Source organism: Amycolatopsis sp. NPDC033938 (genome assembly GCF_055575975.1).
Window position 1 is genome coordinate 181,238 of sequence record NZ_JBVIRO010000011.1, and the last position, 15,504, is coordinate 196,741.

A 15,504-nucleotide genomic window follows, 5' to 3' on the forward strand; every position below is an offset into this window, starting at 1 on the left:
CCGCGTTCAGAGCGCGGACGCCGCGCGATAGTCCCTCGGCGAGGTGCCCAGAAGCCGGGTGAACATGGTGGAGAACGCGGCGGGGCTCTCATAGCCGAGCGAGGCGGCGATCCCGGCGATGGGCCGGCCGTCCGAAAGCAGCGACAGGGAATGCAGGACGCAGGCCCGTTGCCGCCAGCGGGCGAAACTCAGCCCGGTCTCGGCGGTGAAGAGCCGGTTCACCGTCCGCTCGCTCACATGGAGCCGGGAAGCCCAGTCGCCGATCGGATCGTGGATGTCCGGATCGTCCAAAAAGGACTCACATTGGGCTCGTAGCCGTTCGTGCCTCGGCAGCGGGAGATCGAGCTGGATCGGGGCGGATCGGCGGATCTCGTGCAGGGTGAGGCCGATGACCGCGGTGTCCCGGCCGCGCGGGGAGTACAGCGACGGCACGTCGACGGCCTCGTGCAGCAGTTCCCGCAGCAGCGCCGAGACCTCGACGACCTGGCAACGTCGGGGGAACCACGGCACCGCCTTGGGCTCGATGTACAGGCTCCTGGTGCTCACGGTCGTGGTGAAGACCTGATGATCGGTCTCCGGCGGGACGAGCACGGCGCGCCGGGTCGGGATGGTCCAGGTGCCGTCGGCCGTCTCGACCCGCATCGACCCCGTCGCGCTGTAGAGGAACTGTGCCCGCCGGTGCCGGTGGCGGGGAATCCGGTGCCCCGGCGGGTAATCGGTGCGGATCGCCACCACCGCCCGGTCGAGGTGGTCGACCTGGTCGATGGGGATGTCACGCACGTCACCGAGGCTACCCGAGCTTGTCCGATACGCGAAAGAAAGTGGCGTCCCTTCGAATGCCCGCCGCCCTGGGAACGCCTACCGTCGAAGAAGTGCTGATCGAGATCCTGTTGCTGCTCGGGTTCGGTTGCCTGAGCGGCGTCACCACCGTCCTTTTCGGATTCGGCGGTGGCTTCGTCACCGTGCCCGTCGTCTACTCCTTCGCGCTCGCCGGACCGGGAAACGGGTCGGGCGCGATGCACGTGGCGGTGGCCACTTCGACCGCGGTGATGGTGGTCAACGCCGGCAGCGCGACCCTCGCGCAACTGCGGTCGGGGCGGCTTCGCCGCGACTACCTGTGGCCGCTCATCGCCTTCATCGGGCTGGGCGCCGTGCTCGGCTCCTTCGCCGCGACCGTCGCCGACGAAGGTGTCCTGCGCTGGCTTTTCGTCGCCTACCTCGCGTTGACCATCGCCGACAGTGTGCTCCGGAAAGGGTTCGTGAGCAGGGGAGACGACGCGCGACCCCGTGCGCTCGGTGGGTTCACCACCACCGCGGGCGGAACGGGGATCGGCGCCGTCGCGAGTTTTCTCGGGGTCGGCGGCAGCGTGCTCACCGTGCCCCTGATGCGGCGCAAGGGGCTGCCGATGGCCGACGCGGCCGCGCTGGCGAACCCCTTGAGCCTGCCGGTGGCGGTGATCGGCACCGCCGTCTACGCCTTCGCGGCGACGGGCGCTTCTTTGGGCGCCGCTCACCTCGGATACATCGATCTGGTGGCCGCGGCCACGCTGTTGTGCGGGTCCTTGCCGGCGATCGCCGTGACCCGCCGGGTGGTCGGCCGGATCCCGGACCGCGGACACGCGATCGCGTACCTCACCCTGCTCGCCGCCGCGTTGATCGCGATCGTCCTCCGCTAGTGATCCGATGAGTCGGTCTCAAACGTGCTGTCTTGGTGGACAAAAGCGAGCCTCGCGGAAAATAGGTCCGATGAATCCTCTACCCCTTTGCCGCGTCTTGCGCCAAGATTCTCCGCATGAAGCTGAGATCGATCACCAAACGCATGCTCGTTCTCGGGCTGTTGACGGTTCTCGGGACCACCGGGACCACCGGGATCCCGTCCGCGGCCACCGCCGACCCGCTGCCCGGCTCCCCGGAGGTGAACGCGACCGGCCTGCCGCGTGGCGGCTGGGAACCGGTCGGTCCGAACAGCATCGGCGGGCTGCTGGCCGTTTCCCCGGCCGGCCTCCTCATGATGCAGCCCAGCCCGCCGGCGTTGTGGCTCTCCGGCGATCGCGGCGCCTCGTGGACGGCGCGCCGAGGGCTCCCGGCGGAGACCGCCATCCAAGGGTTCTTCGCCGATCCGGTGAACCCCGCCCGGATGCTGGCGGTGGGCAACAAACCCGCGGGTGTGCAGGGCGAGTGGCGCGGCCTGCTGCTGAGCACCACCGACGGCGGCCAGACCTGGGAGACCCTGCGCGAGTGGTATCCCGACGGCGCGTTCGGCATGGCGACGGACCCGACCGGTCGCGTCGTCGTGGTGCAGAACCTCGACTCGCTGAGCGTCAGCACCGACGGCGGTGTGAACTGGAACGACGTACCGAGGACGTGGCCACGCGAAGGCCTCGCCGCCCCGGTCGGCGCGCTCAAGCTCACCATGGTCGGCGACGACGCGTACTTCACGACGGTCTACCCGGAGTACTCGCTGTGGGTGGTCCGCGGAGTAAGCGGCAAGGAGCCGAAGGCCGAACTCGTCTACCGCGTCAACGGCGAGATCGGGCAGGTCGCTTCGGACGGCAAGCGGTTCGTGGTCACGGTCGGCCCCGAACTCCACGGTTCCACCGACGGCGGGAAGACCTGGACGGTCCTGCGCCGCGATCCCGGCGGGCAGCCGCTGCGCGAACCGCACTTCGTCGGCGGCCGCCTGTACGTCGCGACGTATGACGACATAGACGTCAGCTCGGACGGCGGTCGTACCTGGACCCGGAAGCCGGTGCCCGCGCCGGGCGAAGGGGTCAGCGACATGGCCGAACTCCCGGCCGTGGCGGGCAAACCCGCCACCACCCTGATCTCCTCGGTCTACCGAGGGGTGTACGCCGACGGCGGCAGGAACGGCTACCAGCAGATCGGCGTGCCCGGTGAGTCCATCCGCGACCTCGTGACCACCGGGAACCTTCTTCGCGAGCACGTCGTGGCCGCTGGGGTGCAGGAGATCTACAACACCCCGCTGCCGCGCGGCAAGGTCACCGCGACGACCAGGAACTGGCAGTCGCACCCCACCGACCGGCTGCACGAAGACGCGCGCCTGTCCGTCTCGCCGAGCCGTCCGGACGTCGTCTGGCAGGTCACCCGGAACGGTTTCGCGCTCGACGTGCTGCGCAGCGGCGACGGCGGCCGCACCTGGCAATTCGCGGCGAAGGCGAAGGAAGGCCTCCCCAGGACGATCTTCGCCCACCCGGCGGCCCCGGACAGGCTGCTCGTCTCGGCTTTCGCCCCCAGCGGCTACGTCCTGTACCGCAGCGACGATGCCGGGAAGACCTGGGAAAAGCTTCCCACCGACAACGGCTTCATCGCCTTCGCCGGGGACCCGTGGAACGCGGATCGCGTCTGGGGCGGGGACTCCGGTGGCCTGTCCCGGTCCGACGACGGCGGCAGGACCTGGACCCACGTGTCCGACGAGCCGGTCAGTTCGATCTCGGTGAGCCGCTGGGGCGGCGGCCGCGTTCTCGTCGGTGGGGCGGGCCTGCTGCTCAGTGAGGACAACGGCCGGACGTTCCGCCGGGTCCGCGACGGTGACGATCCGCGCGAGATCAGCCGGATCCTGCCGCATCCGTTCGATTTCCGGGTGTGGTTCGCCGGCAGCTCCACCGGGGAAGGCGTGCTGCGCAGCACGGACTCCGGCCGCACCTGGTCGCCGATGCCCGGCGCCCTTCCCGACGCCAGGGTGCTCTCCCTGACGTCCAGTTCGGACGGCCGGTACCTGTTCGCCGGCACCGCGCAGTCCGGCGCGTACCGCCTGACGCTGTACTGAGCCGAGGCGCTTCGTGGCCGGAGAAGGTTCCGGCCACGAAGCGTTTGCTCGGTCCACCACCGGATGTCAGAGTCGAGGACATGGCCATCGACGTCGCCGCTCTCCGGACCCACTTCCCGTCTCTCGCCACCGGAACCGCCTTCTTCGACGGACCCGCGGGCACACAGACCCCGCGGCAAGTCGGCGACGCCATCGCCGCGACGCTGACCGGTCCGCTGTCGAACCGTGGCACGGTCAGCCCGTCCGAACTCAACGCCGAGAACGTGGTCGCGGGCTTCCGCGCCGCATACGCCGACTTCCTCGGCGTTCCGGCCGAGGGGATCGTCCACGGCCGCAGCGCCACCCAGCTGATCTACGACTTTTCGCGGCACCTGGCCAAAACCTGGCGGGAGGGCGACGAGATCGTGGTCAGCCGCCTCGACCACGACGCCAACGTCCGGCCCTGGATCCAGGCCGCCGAACGGGCCGGGGTGACCGTCCGCTGGATCGAGGTCGATCCCGAAACCACCGGTCTCGACCTCGATTCCCTCGTCCTCACGGAGCGGACGCGGCTGGTCGCGGTCACGGCCGCCTCGAACGTCCTCGGCACCAAACCGCCGATCCGCCGGATCGCCGATCTCGCCCACGACGTCGGGGCGCTGGTGTTCGTCGACGGCGTGCACTACGCCGCACACGATCAGGTGGATGTTCCCGCGCTGGGAGCGGACTTCTTAGTCTGCTCGCCGTACAAGTTCCTCGGCCCGCACTGCGGAGTGCTCGGCGCGTCGCCCGCGATACTCGAAACCGTCGAACCGGACAAGCTCGTACCGGCGCCCACCACCGTGCCCGAACGGTTCGAATTCGGCACCCTGCCCTACGAGATCCTCGCGGGCGCCACCGCCGCGGTGGACTTCCTCGCCGCCGTCGACCCGGGAGCGGGCGGATCGCGGCGGGACCGGCTGACGAGTTCGCTGAACTCCTTGCACGACCACGAACTCTCGCTCCGCACCAGGCTGGAGAAGGGACTGGGAGGCGCCATCACCGTCCACTGCAAGGCGCACGACCGGACCCCGACCATCCTGATGAGCCTCGGCGGACGGGAACGCGAGGCCCAACGGCGGCTCGCCGAACGGAACGTCGTCGCCCCGGTGGGATCCTTCTACGCCCACGAACTCTTCGCGGCCTTGAAACTGGAGGACCCGGCACTCCGGGTCGGGCTCGCGCCGTACACCAGCGCCGAGGACGTCGACAGGTTGCTCGACGGGCTGGCGGTGTTCAGCTGAGGGACCGGATCTCCTCGACCGCGCCCAGTACGTGTTCGGCGTGCGTGCGGTGACTGAGCACGCAAAGCCTGATGAAGAACCGCCCGCGAATCCTGGTACTGGTGAGCAGGTACCGTCCCCGCGCGCGGATCTCGTCGAAAAGCCGTTCTGTGGGACCGTCGCCCGCTTTCGATCGGAAGACCACAGTGGACAGTCGTGGCGGCCAGGGCAGTTCGAGCCCGGGGATGCGGAGAAGCTCCTCGTAAGCCCGCCTGGCGAGGTCGAGTTTCTCGTCCAACGCGTCCCGGAAGGATTGGACGCCGTGCAGCCGCAACGGAAGCCAGACGCCGAGCCCTCGATGCTCCCTGGTCAGCTCAAGGCCGCGATGGGCGTAGTCGGGCAGTCCCTCGCGCTGTCCGAGGTCCTGGTAATAGGCGGCTTGCCGGTGGTACGCGCGATCGAGCGTCGTGGTGTCCCGCACCAGCACCGCGCCGATCCCGTAGGGCAGGAACAGGCCCTTGTGCGGATCGAGGGTGATCGAGTCGGCCCGTTCGATCCCGGCGAAGCGGGCACGTCCGCGTTCGGTCAGTTGGAACGCGCCGCCGTACGCGCCGTCGACGTGGAACCACAGGTCTTCGCGGTGGGCGAGGTCGGCGAGTTCGGCCAGCGGGTCGACGGCGCCGGTATCCGTGGTTCCCGCCGTTCCGGCGATCAGGAAGGGAGTCAGTCCACGACGCCGGTCCTCGGCGATCATGCGGGCGGTGGCGAGCGGATCCATCCGCAGCTCGTCGTCCACCGGGACGACCCGCACGTTTTCCGGGGGCAGTCCGGCGATCGACGCGGCTTTGGCGACGCAGACATGCGTGTGCTCGCTGACGTACAGCGTGCCGTCCGGTGTGCGTCTCGCCGCGACGACGGCGGTGAGCGTCGCCAGTGAACCGCCGGAGGTCAGCACCCCGCCCGAACCGGCGGGAAGGCCGAACTCCGCGCACAGCCACCGCAGGACGCTTTCCTCGATCGCGACCAGGCCGGGTGCCATGTCGGCGACCGTGCCGAACCGGTTCATCGTCAGGGTGAGCAGCCCGGCGATCGCGGAAGTGACCAGCCCACCCGCCGGGATGTACCCGAGGTAGCGCGGTCCGGCGGTCTCGACACCGAGCGCGGCCGCCGCGCCCACGGTGTCGAGCAGTTCGCCCAGCGGCCGGGCGTCGTCGGTGATGGAGACGTCGCCCTCGAAGGCGGAGGGATCGTGCGCGGGCCTGTCGGCTAGCCCGGCGACGAAGGAGGAGACGAACTCGAGCGCCGCGTTCCCGAGTTCGCGCAGTTCGGCGTCGGAGGGTTCGAGAGGGAGCATGTCCCGCAGTCAAGCGATGTCCGGCCCGCCGTTCTTGTACGTTCTTGCACCGCCCGGCGGTACTGGCCGGGGGTGATGCCGAGCGTCTTGCGGAAATGCCTGCTCAGATGCGCTTGGTCGACGAAGCCGACGGCCGTGGCCGCTCCCGCGAGACCGGCTCCGCGCCGGATCAGGGTGCAGGCCTTCCGTACGCGGTACTGGGTCAGATACGCGTGCGGCGGGAGGCCGTAGGTCGCGCGGAAGGCGCGCAACAACGCGAACCGGGTCGTGCCCAGGAGTTCCGCGAGTTCGCCGAGGCTCGGTGGGGCGAGGTGTTCGTCGCTGAGGATGTCGCGGGCCGCGGCGGCGACCGGCCGCGCGGGAACCCGCTCGCTCGGGAGCCCGCCGTACCGGCCGAAGACGTGGGCGAGCGCGGCGCACAGCAGTGTGTCCGCCGTGCAGACGTCCTCGTCCATCGCCCGGACCGCCGTGCGGAGCGCGTTGCGGACCACGGGATCGTCCGCGATTCTCCTGGTGAGTGCCGGGGCTCCGCCGAGACTGGACCGCACGAACTCCACGGGCACGTAAAACGCGTGGTAGGTCCAGCCCTCGCCGGTCATCGCCCGACCGGTGTGGATCGTCTCGGGGTTGATCAGGACGACGTCGCCGGGGCCGACGTACTCGCGATCGTCGCCGTAGGAAAGTTCCTCCGACCCGTGTTCGACCACGCCGATCGTGTAGGTCGCGTGGGCGTGCCTGCCGAAGACGTGGCGGCGATAGCGGGCGTGCAGGACACCCAGTTCGGGTGAGCACGGATGACACCGGTAGTGGACGAACTCCCCAGCTTCCACCCGGCCAGCGTAACCCGCGGGTCTCCGCACTCGCGTGCTCAGACACGCGAGTTACGCCTGCGAACAGGCCGCCCGCCATCACGACACGCTTGGTTTACCCCTCGGATAACCGTCATTACCACTCACGAGAGGTGGCCGGCACGTGGGTCGCGGTAGGCGGGGTGATCGCATTCGGTAAGGTCGGCTGCAGAAGCGGTTCTGAGCGTTGAGAAGTTAGCGCCGATCCGCCGGTAACCGGGTTGGTTGCGGCGGTTGATGGTGCGCGCTCGGCGCCGGTTCCCGCCGGCGGCTCCCGCGGTGCATCACGCCGATGTGCAGAAGTGGGAGAGGCGGGCTTTGGCCAATGAAATCGACTGGCAGCAGGACAAGAACCGATTCGTCGAGGATGTCGGCGAACTGCCAGTGACCCCTGAGAACGGTCCCCGGCTCGTCGCCGGGCCACTGGTAACGCAGTTCGTATCCCTGACCAGGGCTTTGCTGGATTCCGGCTCGGTCGCGGCGGTGCTCGAGCGCGTGGTTTTCGCGACCCGGGACCTGGTTCCGGGGGCGGATCTGGTGAGTGTCACCCTCCTCGATCCCGACGGCAGGTTCCACACGCCGGTGCGGACCGACGAGATCGCCGGTGAACTGGACCAGTTGCAGTATCAGTACGGCGAAGGTGCCTGCGTCGAAGCGGCGCGGGTTTCGGGACCGGCGGCGGCCTTCAGCGACAACCTCGCCGAAGACGCCCGCTGGCCGCGGTTCGGGCCCGCCGCCGCGACGCTCGGGTTCCACTCGCTGGTTTCGACGGCGCTGCTGCCGGAAGCGTCGAGTTCGCAGCTGTCGGGAGCCTTGAACGTCTACTCGCGGCGTCCGCACGGCATCGCGAGAGAAGACCGGGACGTGCTGTTGCTGCTGGCGACGCACGCGTCGCTGGCACTGGCGACCACGCAGGCCGTCACGCGCGGCCAGCTCCAGGAGGAGCAGCTCCAGCAGGCGTTGGACAGCCGGGACGCGATCGGGCAGGCCAAGGGCATCCTGATGGCGCGGCGTGGGATCGACGCGGCCGAGGCGTTCGAAGTCCTGCGGCATACGTCGCAGAACATGAACGTCAAACTCCGGGAACTGGCGGAGATGCTGTCCAAACGGCATACGGAATTGCATCTGCCCGAGTGAGCGGTGAAGGCGCACTGGTGGTGCCGCGTCACGGCATATCGTGGCGCGGCACCACCAGGGCGCTTTTCAGCTGGACCGGCGGACGCTGGGAAAGATCAACATCGTGTCATTGAAATATTAGTAATCGTCTACGTGATATCCGGCGACGTAGGCGCTCGAAAGAAGTCCGCCGTGACATTCCGCGCTCGACGGGCCGAAGCCGAGCGGAACCCAATGTCCCACGGTGTACCAATAGGACGATCCCGACGCGCAGTGTGCGACCACCCGGTAGGTCTGTGACGGGTGAGGCAGGGAAAAGCAGGTCATGGAAATCCCCTCGCCGAAGACGAGTCCGTAGCGACCGCTGTCACAGCCGTAGGGCGGGAACTGGCTGTCGGTCGCCGCGGAGGCCGGTGTCGCGGCCAGGAATCCGGCCGCCGAAAAGGCGGCCAAGACTAAAGCGGCGATTTTCTTCTTCATTGCTTTCTCCCGGGGATCGTTCCCAATGGAAAGCTCAGATTAGCCGCACGGAAGAATTGCCGTGAATTCATCGGGCAGGTGAAACGAAAACGCGTGCGGTGAACCGCGCTGCTCCAAAAGAGCGTCCCCCGCCCCTCTTCTGAGTTCCCTGTCTACTCTTTTGGCCTAGTGCCGCCGATAGTGCGCCGGAGACGTGATCGTCGCCCGGTCCTCATAGGACCCCGGCCTGCCGCGGTCGACGTGGAAGGTGGTCAGGGTGCTCACCGGTGAACGCGGGTCGCGCCTGTCGCCGATCACCCGCATGTGGGTACTCCAGCGGCGTGGGGTGACCTCGTAGACGTCGTAGCCGTACCGGTTGCCTTCGAAGTACTTGAGGTGCGGGTTCGCCGCGCCCAGTTTCGGCCCGTTCGTGGCGTTCCATTCGGGGGAGTAGGCACCGGAGGAGACCGAATGCGCGGTGAACTCGGTCCCGATCACCGGCGTGGCCGGATCCGCGAAGTCGGGGCGGATGTCGTCGACGAACGCGGAATGCCAGTCGCCGGTGATCACCACGAAGTCTTCGAGACCGCTGTGGGCCACATGGGTCAGCACCTCCTCGCGTTCGGCGAGGAAGCCGTCCCATTGGTCGGTGAACATGTAGCCGCCGCCCGGCTTCGCCAGTTGGCTCAGCATGATCGAGTTCACCCAGCAATGCCACGCCTCGCCTGCCCCGGTCACCTGGTCCTTGAGCCACGCCTTCTGGTCCGCGCCGAGGATCGTGCCGTCGGGCAGATTCTGTGCCGACCGGTACTGCCGGAGGTCCAAAATGGACAGATCGAGCAGGTCGCCCCAGTGGCGCTGCCGGTGGATCCTCGGCGTCGAGGGGTGGTCCGGCCGCACCGGCAGGTGCTCGAACCAGGCCTGGTACGCCGCCGATCGCCGCGCCCGCAGCGACGGCGTGGTGCCGCTGTAGTCGTTGGCCACCTCGTGGTCGTCCCAGGTGATGAACCACGGGTGGGCCGCGTGGGCGTCCCGCAGCGAGGGATCGGATTTGTAGAGGGCGTGCCGCCGCCGGTACGAGGGCAGGGTCAGCACCTCGGGGCCTTCGTGATCGCGCAGCGGGTTCCCGCCGACCTGACCGTGCTCGTAGATGTAGTCACCGAGGTGGACGACGAAGTCGAGGTCCTCCCGCGCGATCCCGGCATGCGCCGCGTAGAACCCGTCGTGGAAGGCCTGGCAGTTCGCCGACGCGAACCGCACCCGCCGGACCGGCCCGACCGGGGCGGTCCGGGTCCGGCCGATCCGGCTGACCTTGCCGAGCGCGTGGAAGCGGTAGTAGTACTGCGAACCGGGCTCCAGCCCGGACACCGGGACGTGCACGCTGTGCCCGAGCCCCGCGGTGGCCGCCACGGTCCCGCTCGCCACCCGGCGGCGGAAACCGCGGTCGGTGGCGAGCTCCCAGCCGACCTCGACGGTGTCGTCCAGCGGCTGCTCGAACTCCATCGGTTTCGGCGCGAGCCGCGTCCAGAGCACGATGCCGTACGGGACCGGGTCGCCGGACGCGACGCCCAGGGTGAAGGGCGCTTCGTCCCAGCTCGCGCCCAGTCGCGCGGCGGCCTCCTCCGCCTGCGCGACGGTCATCCGCGAGCTCAACGGCCAGGCCAGCCCCAGCGCACCGGCGGTGGCGGCGCCTCGTAACAGGTCCCGGCGGTTGACGGACATCGGTGGTCTCCTCGGCGTTCGGCGGATCGCTCTCCGACACCGAACACCGCCGAGATGGCCGGCGGTGAACACGCGGGCGAACTCTTGTCGGCCGAGTTCAGACGGTGATGACGACCTTGCCGCGCGCGTGGCCTTCGCTCACGTAGCGGATGGCTTCGGGAACGTCGACGAGCGGGTAAGTCCGATCGACGACCGGGGTCAGTTTCTCCTCCTCGATGAGCGCACGCAGCGCTTCGAGATCCTCGTGATTCTCGGTGGAGAACAGGCCGCGGAGCCGGTGCTTCACGAACGGGCCGATGAGCAGCGCCCGCAGGTTACGGCCGACCGGTCCGATCCATTTCCCCTCGCCTTCACCGCCGACGATCACGAGGGTTCCGCGCGGGGTAAGGGATTTCCTCAACGAACTCAGCGGCCGATTCCCGGCGGTGTCGAGGATGAGGTCGTAGCTTCCGGTGATGTCTTCGCGGGTGTAGTCGAAGACGGTGTCCGCGCCGAGCGAGCGGACCAGGTCCACCTTGCCGGGGCCGCAAACGCCGTCCACCTCCGCGCCGAACGCCTTGGCGATCTGCACGGCGTAGGTGCCCACGCCGCCGCCCGCGCCGATGACGAGGACCTTCTGCCGGGGCTGGACGCCGCCTCTGTCGCGAAGTGCCTGGAGTGCGGTGAACGCGGAAATCGGGACGGCCGCGGCCTCTTCGAATCCGAGCCGCCCGGGTTTGCGGGCGATCTTGTCCACTGTGGTCAGTGCGTACTCCGCGAAGGAACCCTGGCAGGTGCCGAAAACCTCGTCGCCAGGCTGGAACGCGGTGACGTTCTCGCCGACCGTGTGCACGATCCCGGCGAAGTCCAGCCCGCGGACACGTGCTTTCGGTCTGCGGACCCCGAATCCCATCAGCCGCACGAGGTACGGGGTTCCTGTCATGAGGTGCCAGACGCCGGGATCGACGCCTGCCGCGCGTACCCGGACGACCACGCCGTCCGGTCCGGCTTCGGGTTCCGGCAGGTCGTTCAACGCCAGGACAGCTGTCGTGCCGTACTCGTTCTGGACGATCGCCTTCACGGCGGCCTCTTTTCTAGTCTGGGTACTGGAAAACGTCGTCGAGCCCGACGCCGAACACCCTGGCGATCTGGAAGGCCATCTCCAGGGACGGCGAGTAGCGGCCCTGTTCGATGGCGATGACCGTCTGGCGGGTGACGCCGATCCGGTCCGCGAGTTCTGCCTGCGTCATCTCGCCGGTGGCGAACCGCAGGGCGCGGATGGAGTTCGTGACCTTGGTCGGTTTCACCATGTCTGGAATCCCCGGCGGTACGCGGCGATCTTCGCGATCGAACCGAGCAGGGACGAGAGGACGAAGGCGAGGTACACGGCGTTGGCGATCCAGAAGTGGTCGAGTTCGGCCATCGCCATGACCAGTGCCGCGACAGCACCGATCACGACGAACGACTGTCCGATGTGCTCGCCGAACCGGCCGATCTCGCGGTCTCGCTGGTCTTTGCGGCCCGCGTCCTCCGGTGAAAGCAGCGACGCGGCGATATGCAGCACGATCGAGGCCACGATGGCCGCGCCGACCGTCCACAGCAACGGCGCCACGTAGGCGACGTCGACGAGCGGGCCGGAATCCGGACGGCCGAGGATGACGACCAGGTAGACCGCGTAGGCGAGGATCGTGACCACGGCCATGATCCACGCGCGTTTTTCTTCCAGTGCCACGTCGTCTTCTCTCGGTTCGGATCGAGCTGACCTGCTCAAAGTAAAGATATTTAGACACCGTGTCAAATATTCTTTACCTCGACACGGGCAATTAGTTCGTGATATGAATAGTACGTACTACGAACTTGGGGAGTGATGATGACACTGTTCGGATTCGGGCTGGAGATCGGCGTCGGTGAGGTGGACGAGCTCCTGCGGCACGCGGAACAGGCGGATCGCGCCGGGCTCGACGTGGTCAGCCTGTCCGACCACCCGTACTTCGCGGACCGGCTGGACGCCTACGCGGCACTGGGCGTGATCCTCGGCAGGACGTCGAACGTCACGGCCGCGGTCAACGTCACCAATCTGCCGAGCCGCCCCGCGCCGATGCTGGCGAGGACGCTCACCTCGCTTTCGGTGCTGTCGGGTGGCCGGGTCGCGTTCGGTATCGGCGCGGGCGGGCTCTGGCGGGAGATCGAGAAACTCGGTGTCCCGCACCGGACTCCGGGGGAGGCCGTCCGTGCGATGGCCGAGGCGATCACCCTGGTCAAGGCGCTTTCCGGCGGGGGAGCGCCGGTGACCTTCGAGGGCGAGTTCTATTCCGTCACCGGCCTGGAGCCTGCCGCCGCGGCGGCTCCGCCGGTCTGGACCGGCGCGGTCGGGCCCAAATCCCTCGCGGTGACGGGAAAACTGGCGGACGGCTGGCTCCCCGGCCACGCGGCGGACTGGCTGAGCCCCCGGTTCGCGGAATCCCGCCCGATCATCGACAAGGCTGCCGTCGAGGCGGGCCGGGACCCGGGCGAGATCGCGACCATCTACAACTTCCCTGGCCGGATAACGGAAAACCCGCTGGCCGCCACGCGGGACGACGACGGCCGCTGGGTCGGCGGTTCGGTGGCGCAATGGGTGGAGGAGCTCACCTCGGCGGTGCGGGACCACGCCGCGGCCGGGTTCATCTACTTCCCGGTCGACGACGGCACGTCCACCGACTCCGCGCTCGGCCGCTGGGGAAACGAGATCGTCCCGGCGGTCCGTGAGGCACTCGCCCGCGACTGACCACAGTGGACGGTCCGTGAAGGCCTGGGCCGAGTGGGTGGTTTCGCGTGGCTGGATGGACGGCGCATGAGTTGTCCGGCTGGACACGCGTGCTCTCCGTTCAATCACGCGTGCCCTCTGTCTGATCACGCGTGGCGTCCGAATAGGTGTCTGGACACGAGTGGCCCTCACCCGAATGCCACTCACGGCCTTCCTCCGAAACCGGACCTATGGCAAGGTCTCGACTTCGCCGCCACCCTGACCTTGAGCGCAGGGAAGGAGGCCTTCACGGACTCGTGGGGATCAGGCGTCGACGGCGAGGGTCTCTTCGAGAGTCGAGCGATGGGTCGGCTTCGCCTCTTCGTAGCGGCGGCGCCCTTCGTCTGTCACGACGACGAAGATCCCGCGCCTGTCCGACTCGCAGAGCGCGCGCTGGACGAGCCCTTCCCGTTCGAGGCGGGCGACGAGTCGCGACGTGGCGCTCTGGCTCAGGTGCACGACCTCGGTCAGATCCGCCGCGCGGCACTTGCCGACGACGCAGGTCACCAGGCGTTCCAGGGCTTCGAACTCGGTGACGCCGAGGCCGTGGCGCTCCTGGAGACGGCACTCGAGCAGACCGAAGACCGCCGCATGCCGCGCGGACAGGGCGTGCCACTCCTGCAGCAGGTCTTGCTCGGCGACGTCGCTCACGCGGCCCAATATAGCATGCACATGAATTTTATGCAAAGACATTAAATGCACTTGCATTAGATGCGCGTGCATGTAGTGTACGGATCATGAGTTCTTCCGTGCAGCTGTCCACCAGCTCGACAAGGTGGGACGCGCGCCTCTGGGGTGTCCTGCTCACTGTGTCCGTCGTCGTGGGCCTCGACGCGCTCGACGTGTCGATGGTCGCCGTCGCCCTCCCGTCCATCCAGGCCGAACTCGGCCTCTCCACCGGTGCCTTGCAGTGGATCATCAGCGCCTACGTGCTCGGCTACGGCGGGCTGCTGCTCCTCGGCGGGCGCACCGCCGACCTGCTCGGCAGGCGCCGGGTCTTCCTGGTCGCCGTCGCGGTCTTCGCGGTCGCTTCCTTGCTCGGCGGCCTCGTCGACGACGGCGCGCTGCTGATCGCCACCCGCTTCATCAAGGGTCTCGCGGCCGCGTTCACCGCGCCCGCGGCGCTGTCGATCATCACCACGACCTTCCACGAAGGCCCCGCCCGTAACCGCGCGATCAGCATTTTCGCCGTGTTCGGTGCCAGTGGTTACTCCGCGGGCCTCGTCTTCTCCGGACTGCTCACCCAGGTCGGCTGGCGCTGGACGTTCCTGCTGCCGGTGCCGATCGCGCTGGCCGCGTTGGCCGCCGCGATCAAGCTGATCCCGTCCTACCAGCCGCAGACCGGTGGCGGCTATGACTTCCCCGGTGCGATCACCGGTGCCGCCGGTTCGCTCCTGCTGGTCTTCGCCGTGGTCGAGGCGCCGGAAATCGGCTGGGCCGCGCCGCGGACGCTGATCTCGTTCGCGCTCGCGCTCGCCCTGCTGGCCACCTTCGTGTTCATCGAGAAGCGCAGCAAGCACCCGCTCCTCCGCCTCGGCATCCTGCGCTCGGGTCCGCTGGCCCGCGCCAACCTCGGTGGCGCGACGTTCTTCGGCGCCTACATCGGTTTCCAGTTCGTCGTCATGCTGTACCTGCAGACCGTGCTGGGCTGGTCCGCGCTCCAGACCGCGCTCGGCTTCCTGCCGGCCGCGCTGATCGTGGCCTTCGGTTCACCCAGGATCGAGCCGCTGATCGACCGCCTCGGCACCCCGCGCACGATCCTCGCCGGCGTCGTCGCCCACGTCATCGGCTACGCGCTGTTCCTGCGGATCGACGAGAGCTCCAGCTACGCCGGTTCGGTACTGCCGAGCATGCTCCTGCTGGGTCTCGGCTTCATGCTGGCGTTCTCCTCGCTGAACATCCAGGCGACCAACGGCATCTCCGATGACGAGCAGGGTCTCGCCGGCGGTCTGCTGAACACGTCGATCCAGGTCGGCGGCGCGATCGGCCTCGCCGTGGTGACCGCCGTCCTGACCGGCAACTCGGGTGGGGCGACCGGCCCGGCCGCACTGCTGAACGGTTTGGCGCCCGCGCTGACCGTCGTCACCGGTATCGCCGTGATCAGCCTCCTGGTGGCGCTGTCCGGAGTCATCGGCCTGCGCAAGGCCGAAGCCCGCTCCGCCGTCGCCGAGCCGGAGTTCGCCGCGGCCGAATGATCGAGGGGTGATCGGCCC

The 15,504-nt window shown here is 68.5% G+C and carries 15 protein-coding genes; 6 read left to right on the forward strand and 9 right to left on the reverse strand.

Annotation, left to right across the window (positions count from 1 at the left end; translation table 11 throughout):
* Positions 1-6 precede the first annotated feature (6 nt).
* The gene (locus tag ACZ5ZX_RS26215) at positions 7-780 is read right to left on the reverse strand and encodes an AraC family transcriptional regulator (RefSeq protein ID WP_465504623.1); all 774 of its coding nucleotides are present in this window, start codon (positions 778-780) and stop codon (positions 7-9) included.
* Positions 781-872: 92 nt separating this feature from the next.
* Between ACZ5ZX_RS26215 and ACZ5ZX_RS26220 the strand changes: the two genes are divergently transcribed.
* The 3 genes from ACZ5ZX_RS26220 (at position 873) to ACZ5ZX_RS26230 (ending at position 5,049) form a co-directional block, all read left to right on the forward strand.
* Positions 873-1,676 (forward strand): sulfite exporter TauE/SafE family protein, encoded by an 804-nt coding sequence (locus ACZ5ZX_RS26220; RefSeq protein ID WP_465504624.1) that lies wholly within the window; start codon positions 873-875, stop codon positions 1,674-1,676.
* Between the two features lie 116 nt (positions 1,677-1,792).
* Positions 1,793-3,787, forward strand: a complete 1,995-nt coding sequence (locus ACZ5ZX_RS26225) for a peptidase S8/S53 subtilisin kexin sedolisin (RefSeq protein ID WP_465504625.1) — start codon at positions 1,793-1,795, stop codon at positions 3,785-3,787.
* 80 nt (positions 3,788-3,867) lie between these two features.
* Positions 3,868-5,049 carry a cysteine desulfurase-like protein gene (locus ACZ5ZX_RS26230; RefSeq protein ID WP_465504626.1) on the forward strand — a complete coding sequence of 394 codons (1,182 nt, stop codon included), beginning with the start codon at positions 3,868-3,870 and terminating at the stop codon, positions 5,047-5,049.
* Here the strand turns inward: ACZ5ZX_RS26230 and ACZ5ZX_RS26235 are convergent.
* Both ACZ5ZX_RS26235 and ACZ5ZX_RS26240 read right to left on the reverse strand, forming a co-directional pair.
* Positions 5,042-6,382 carry a pyridoxal phosphate-dependent decarboxylase family protein gene (locus ACZ5ZX_RS26235; protein WP_465504627.1) on the reverse strand — a complete coding sequence of 447 codons (1,341 nt, stop codon included), beginning with the start codon at positions 6,380-6,382 and terminating at the stop codon, positions 5,042-5,044. The genes ACZ5ZX_RS26230 and ACZ5ZX_RS26235 overlap by 8 nt on opposite strands.
* On the reverse strand, positions 6,295-7,212 hold the full coding sequence (locus ACZ5ZX_RS26240) for an AraC family transcriptional regulator (RefSeq protein WP_465504628.1): 918 nt from the start codon (positions 7,210-7,212) through the stop codon (positions 6,295-6,297). Before ACZ5ZX_RS26240 ends, ACZ5ZX_RS26235 begins: the two co-directional genes overlap by 88 nt.
* Before the next feature lie 336 nt (positions 7,213-7,548).
* Here ACZ5ZX_RS26240 and ACZ5ZX_RS26245 point away from each other — a divergent pair, with 336 nt between their 5' ends.
* A complete protein-coding gene (locus ACZ5ZX_RS26245; protein ID WP_465504629.1) occupies positions 7,549-8,367 on the forward strand; it encodes a GAF and ANTAR domain-containing protein in 819 nt (272 codons plus the stop codon).
* Positions 8,368-8,484: 117 nt separating this feature from the next.
* Here ACZ5ZX_RS26245 and ACZ5ZX_RS26250 read toward each other — a convergent pair whose 3' ends face one another.
* From ACZ5ZX_RS26250 to ACZ5ZX_RS26270, 5 genes are all read right to left on the reverse strand, one after another.
* A complete protein-coding gene (locus ACZ5ZX_RS26250) occupies positions 8,485-8,826 on the reverse strand; it encodes a hypothetical protein (protein WP_465504630.1) in 342 nt (113 codons plus the stop codon).
* 165 nt (positions 8,827-8,991) lie between these two features.
* Positions 8,992-10,527, reverse strand: a complete 1,536-nt coding sequence (locus ACZ5ZX_RS26255) for an alkaline phosphatase D family protein (RefSeq protein ID WP_465504631.1) — start codon at positions 10,525-10,527, stop codon at positions 8,992-8,994.
* A 97-nt stretch (positions 10,528-10,624) separates the two neighbouring features.
* Positions 10,625-11,587 (reverse strand): NAD(P)-dependent alcohol dehydrogenase, encoded by a 963-nt coding sequence (locus ACZ5ZX_RS26260; protein WP_465504632.1) that lies wholly within the window; start codon positions 11,585-11,587, stop codon positions 10,625-10,627.
* Positions 11,588-11,600: 13 nt separating this feature from the next.
* Complete coding sequence (locus tag ACZ5ZX_RS26265; RefSeq protein ID WP_061984426.1) at positions 11,601-11,816, reverse strand: helix-turn-helix transcriptional regulator; 216 nt, start codon at positions 11,814-11,816, stop codon at positions 11,601-11,603.
* Positions 11,810-12,238, reverse strand: a complete 429-nt coding sequence (locus ACZ5ZX_RS26270) for a hypothetical protein (protein WP_465504633.1) — start codon at positions 12,236-12,238, stop codon at positions 11,810-11,812. The genes ACZ5ZX_RS26265 and ACZ5ZX_RS26270 overlap by 7 nt, the downstream gene beginning before the upstream one ends.
* A 138-nt stretch (positions 12,239-12,376) precedes the next feature.
* Here ACZ5ZX_RS26270 and ACZ5ZX_RS26275 point away from each other — a divergent pair, with 138 nt between their 5' ends.
* The gene (locus tag ACZ5ZX_RS26275) at positions 12,377-13,273 is read left to right on the forward strand and encodes an LLM class flavin-dependent oxidoreductase (RefSeq protein ID WP_465504722.1); all 897 of its coding nucleotides are present in this window, start codon (positions 12,377-12,379) and stop codon (positions 13,271-13,273) included.
* Between the two features lie 282 nt (positions 13,274-13,555).
* On the opposite strand, the gene ACZ5ZX_RS26280 is transcribed toward ACZ5ZX_RS26275, so the two are convergent.
* A complete protein-coding gene (locus ACZ5ZX_RS26280) occupies positions 13,556-13,942 on the reverse strand; it encodes a MarR family winged helix-turn-helix transcriptional regulator (RefSeq protein WP_465504634.1) in 387 nt (128 codons plus the stop codon).
* An 86-nt stretch (positions 13,943-14,028) separates the two neighbouring features.
* Between ACZ5ZX_RS26280 and ACZ5ZX_RS26285 the strand changes: the two genes are divergently transcribed.
* A complete protein-coding gene (locus tag ACZ5ZX_RS26285; protein WP_465504635.1) occupies positions 14,029-15,486 on the forward strand; it encodes an MFS transporter in 1,458 nt (485 codons plus the stop codon).
* The last annotated feature ends 18 nt before the right edge of the window (positions 15,487-15,504 follow it).

What these genes read in the sequence shown, in the direction of transcription:
- ACZ5ZX_RS26225 (WP_465504625.1), top strand. Translation starts at nt 1,793, where the DNA reads ATGAAGCTGAGATCGATCACCAAACGCATGCTCGTTCTCGGGCTGTTG.
- ACZ5ZX_RS26250 (WP_465504630.1), bottom strand. Translation starts at nt 8,826, where the DNA reads ATGAAGAAGAAAATCGCCGCTTTAGTCTTGGCCGCCTTTTCGGCGGCC.
- ACZ5ZX_RS26265 (WP_061984426.1), bottom strand. Translation starts at nt 11,816, where the DNA reads ATGGTGAAACCGACCAAGGTCACGAACTCCATCCGCGCCCTGCGGTTC.
- ACZ5ZX_RS26285 (WP_465504635.1), top strand. Translation starts at nt 14,029, where the DNA reads ATGAGTTCTTCCGTGCAGCTGTCCACCAGCTCGACAAGGTGGGACGCG.
- ACZ5ZX_RS26275 (WP_465504722.1), top strand. Translation starts at nt 12,377, where the DNA reads ATGACACTGTTCGGATTCGGGCTGGAGATCGGCGTCGGTGAGGTGGAC.
- ACZ5ZX_RS26255 (WP_465504631.1), bottom strand. Translation starts at nt 10,527, where the DNA reads ATGTCCGTCAACCGCCGGGACCTGTTACGAGGCGCCGCCACCGCCGGT.
- ACZ5ZX_RS26230 (WP_465504626.1), top strand. Translation starts at nt 3,868, where the DNA reads ATGGCCATCGACGTCGCCGCTCTCCGGACCCACTTCCCGTCTCTCGCC.
- ACZ5ZX_RS26235 (WP_465504627.1), bottom strand. Translation starts at nt 6,382, where the DNA reads ATGCTCCCTCTCGAACCCTCCGACGCCGAACTGCGCGAACTCGGGAAC.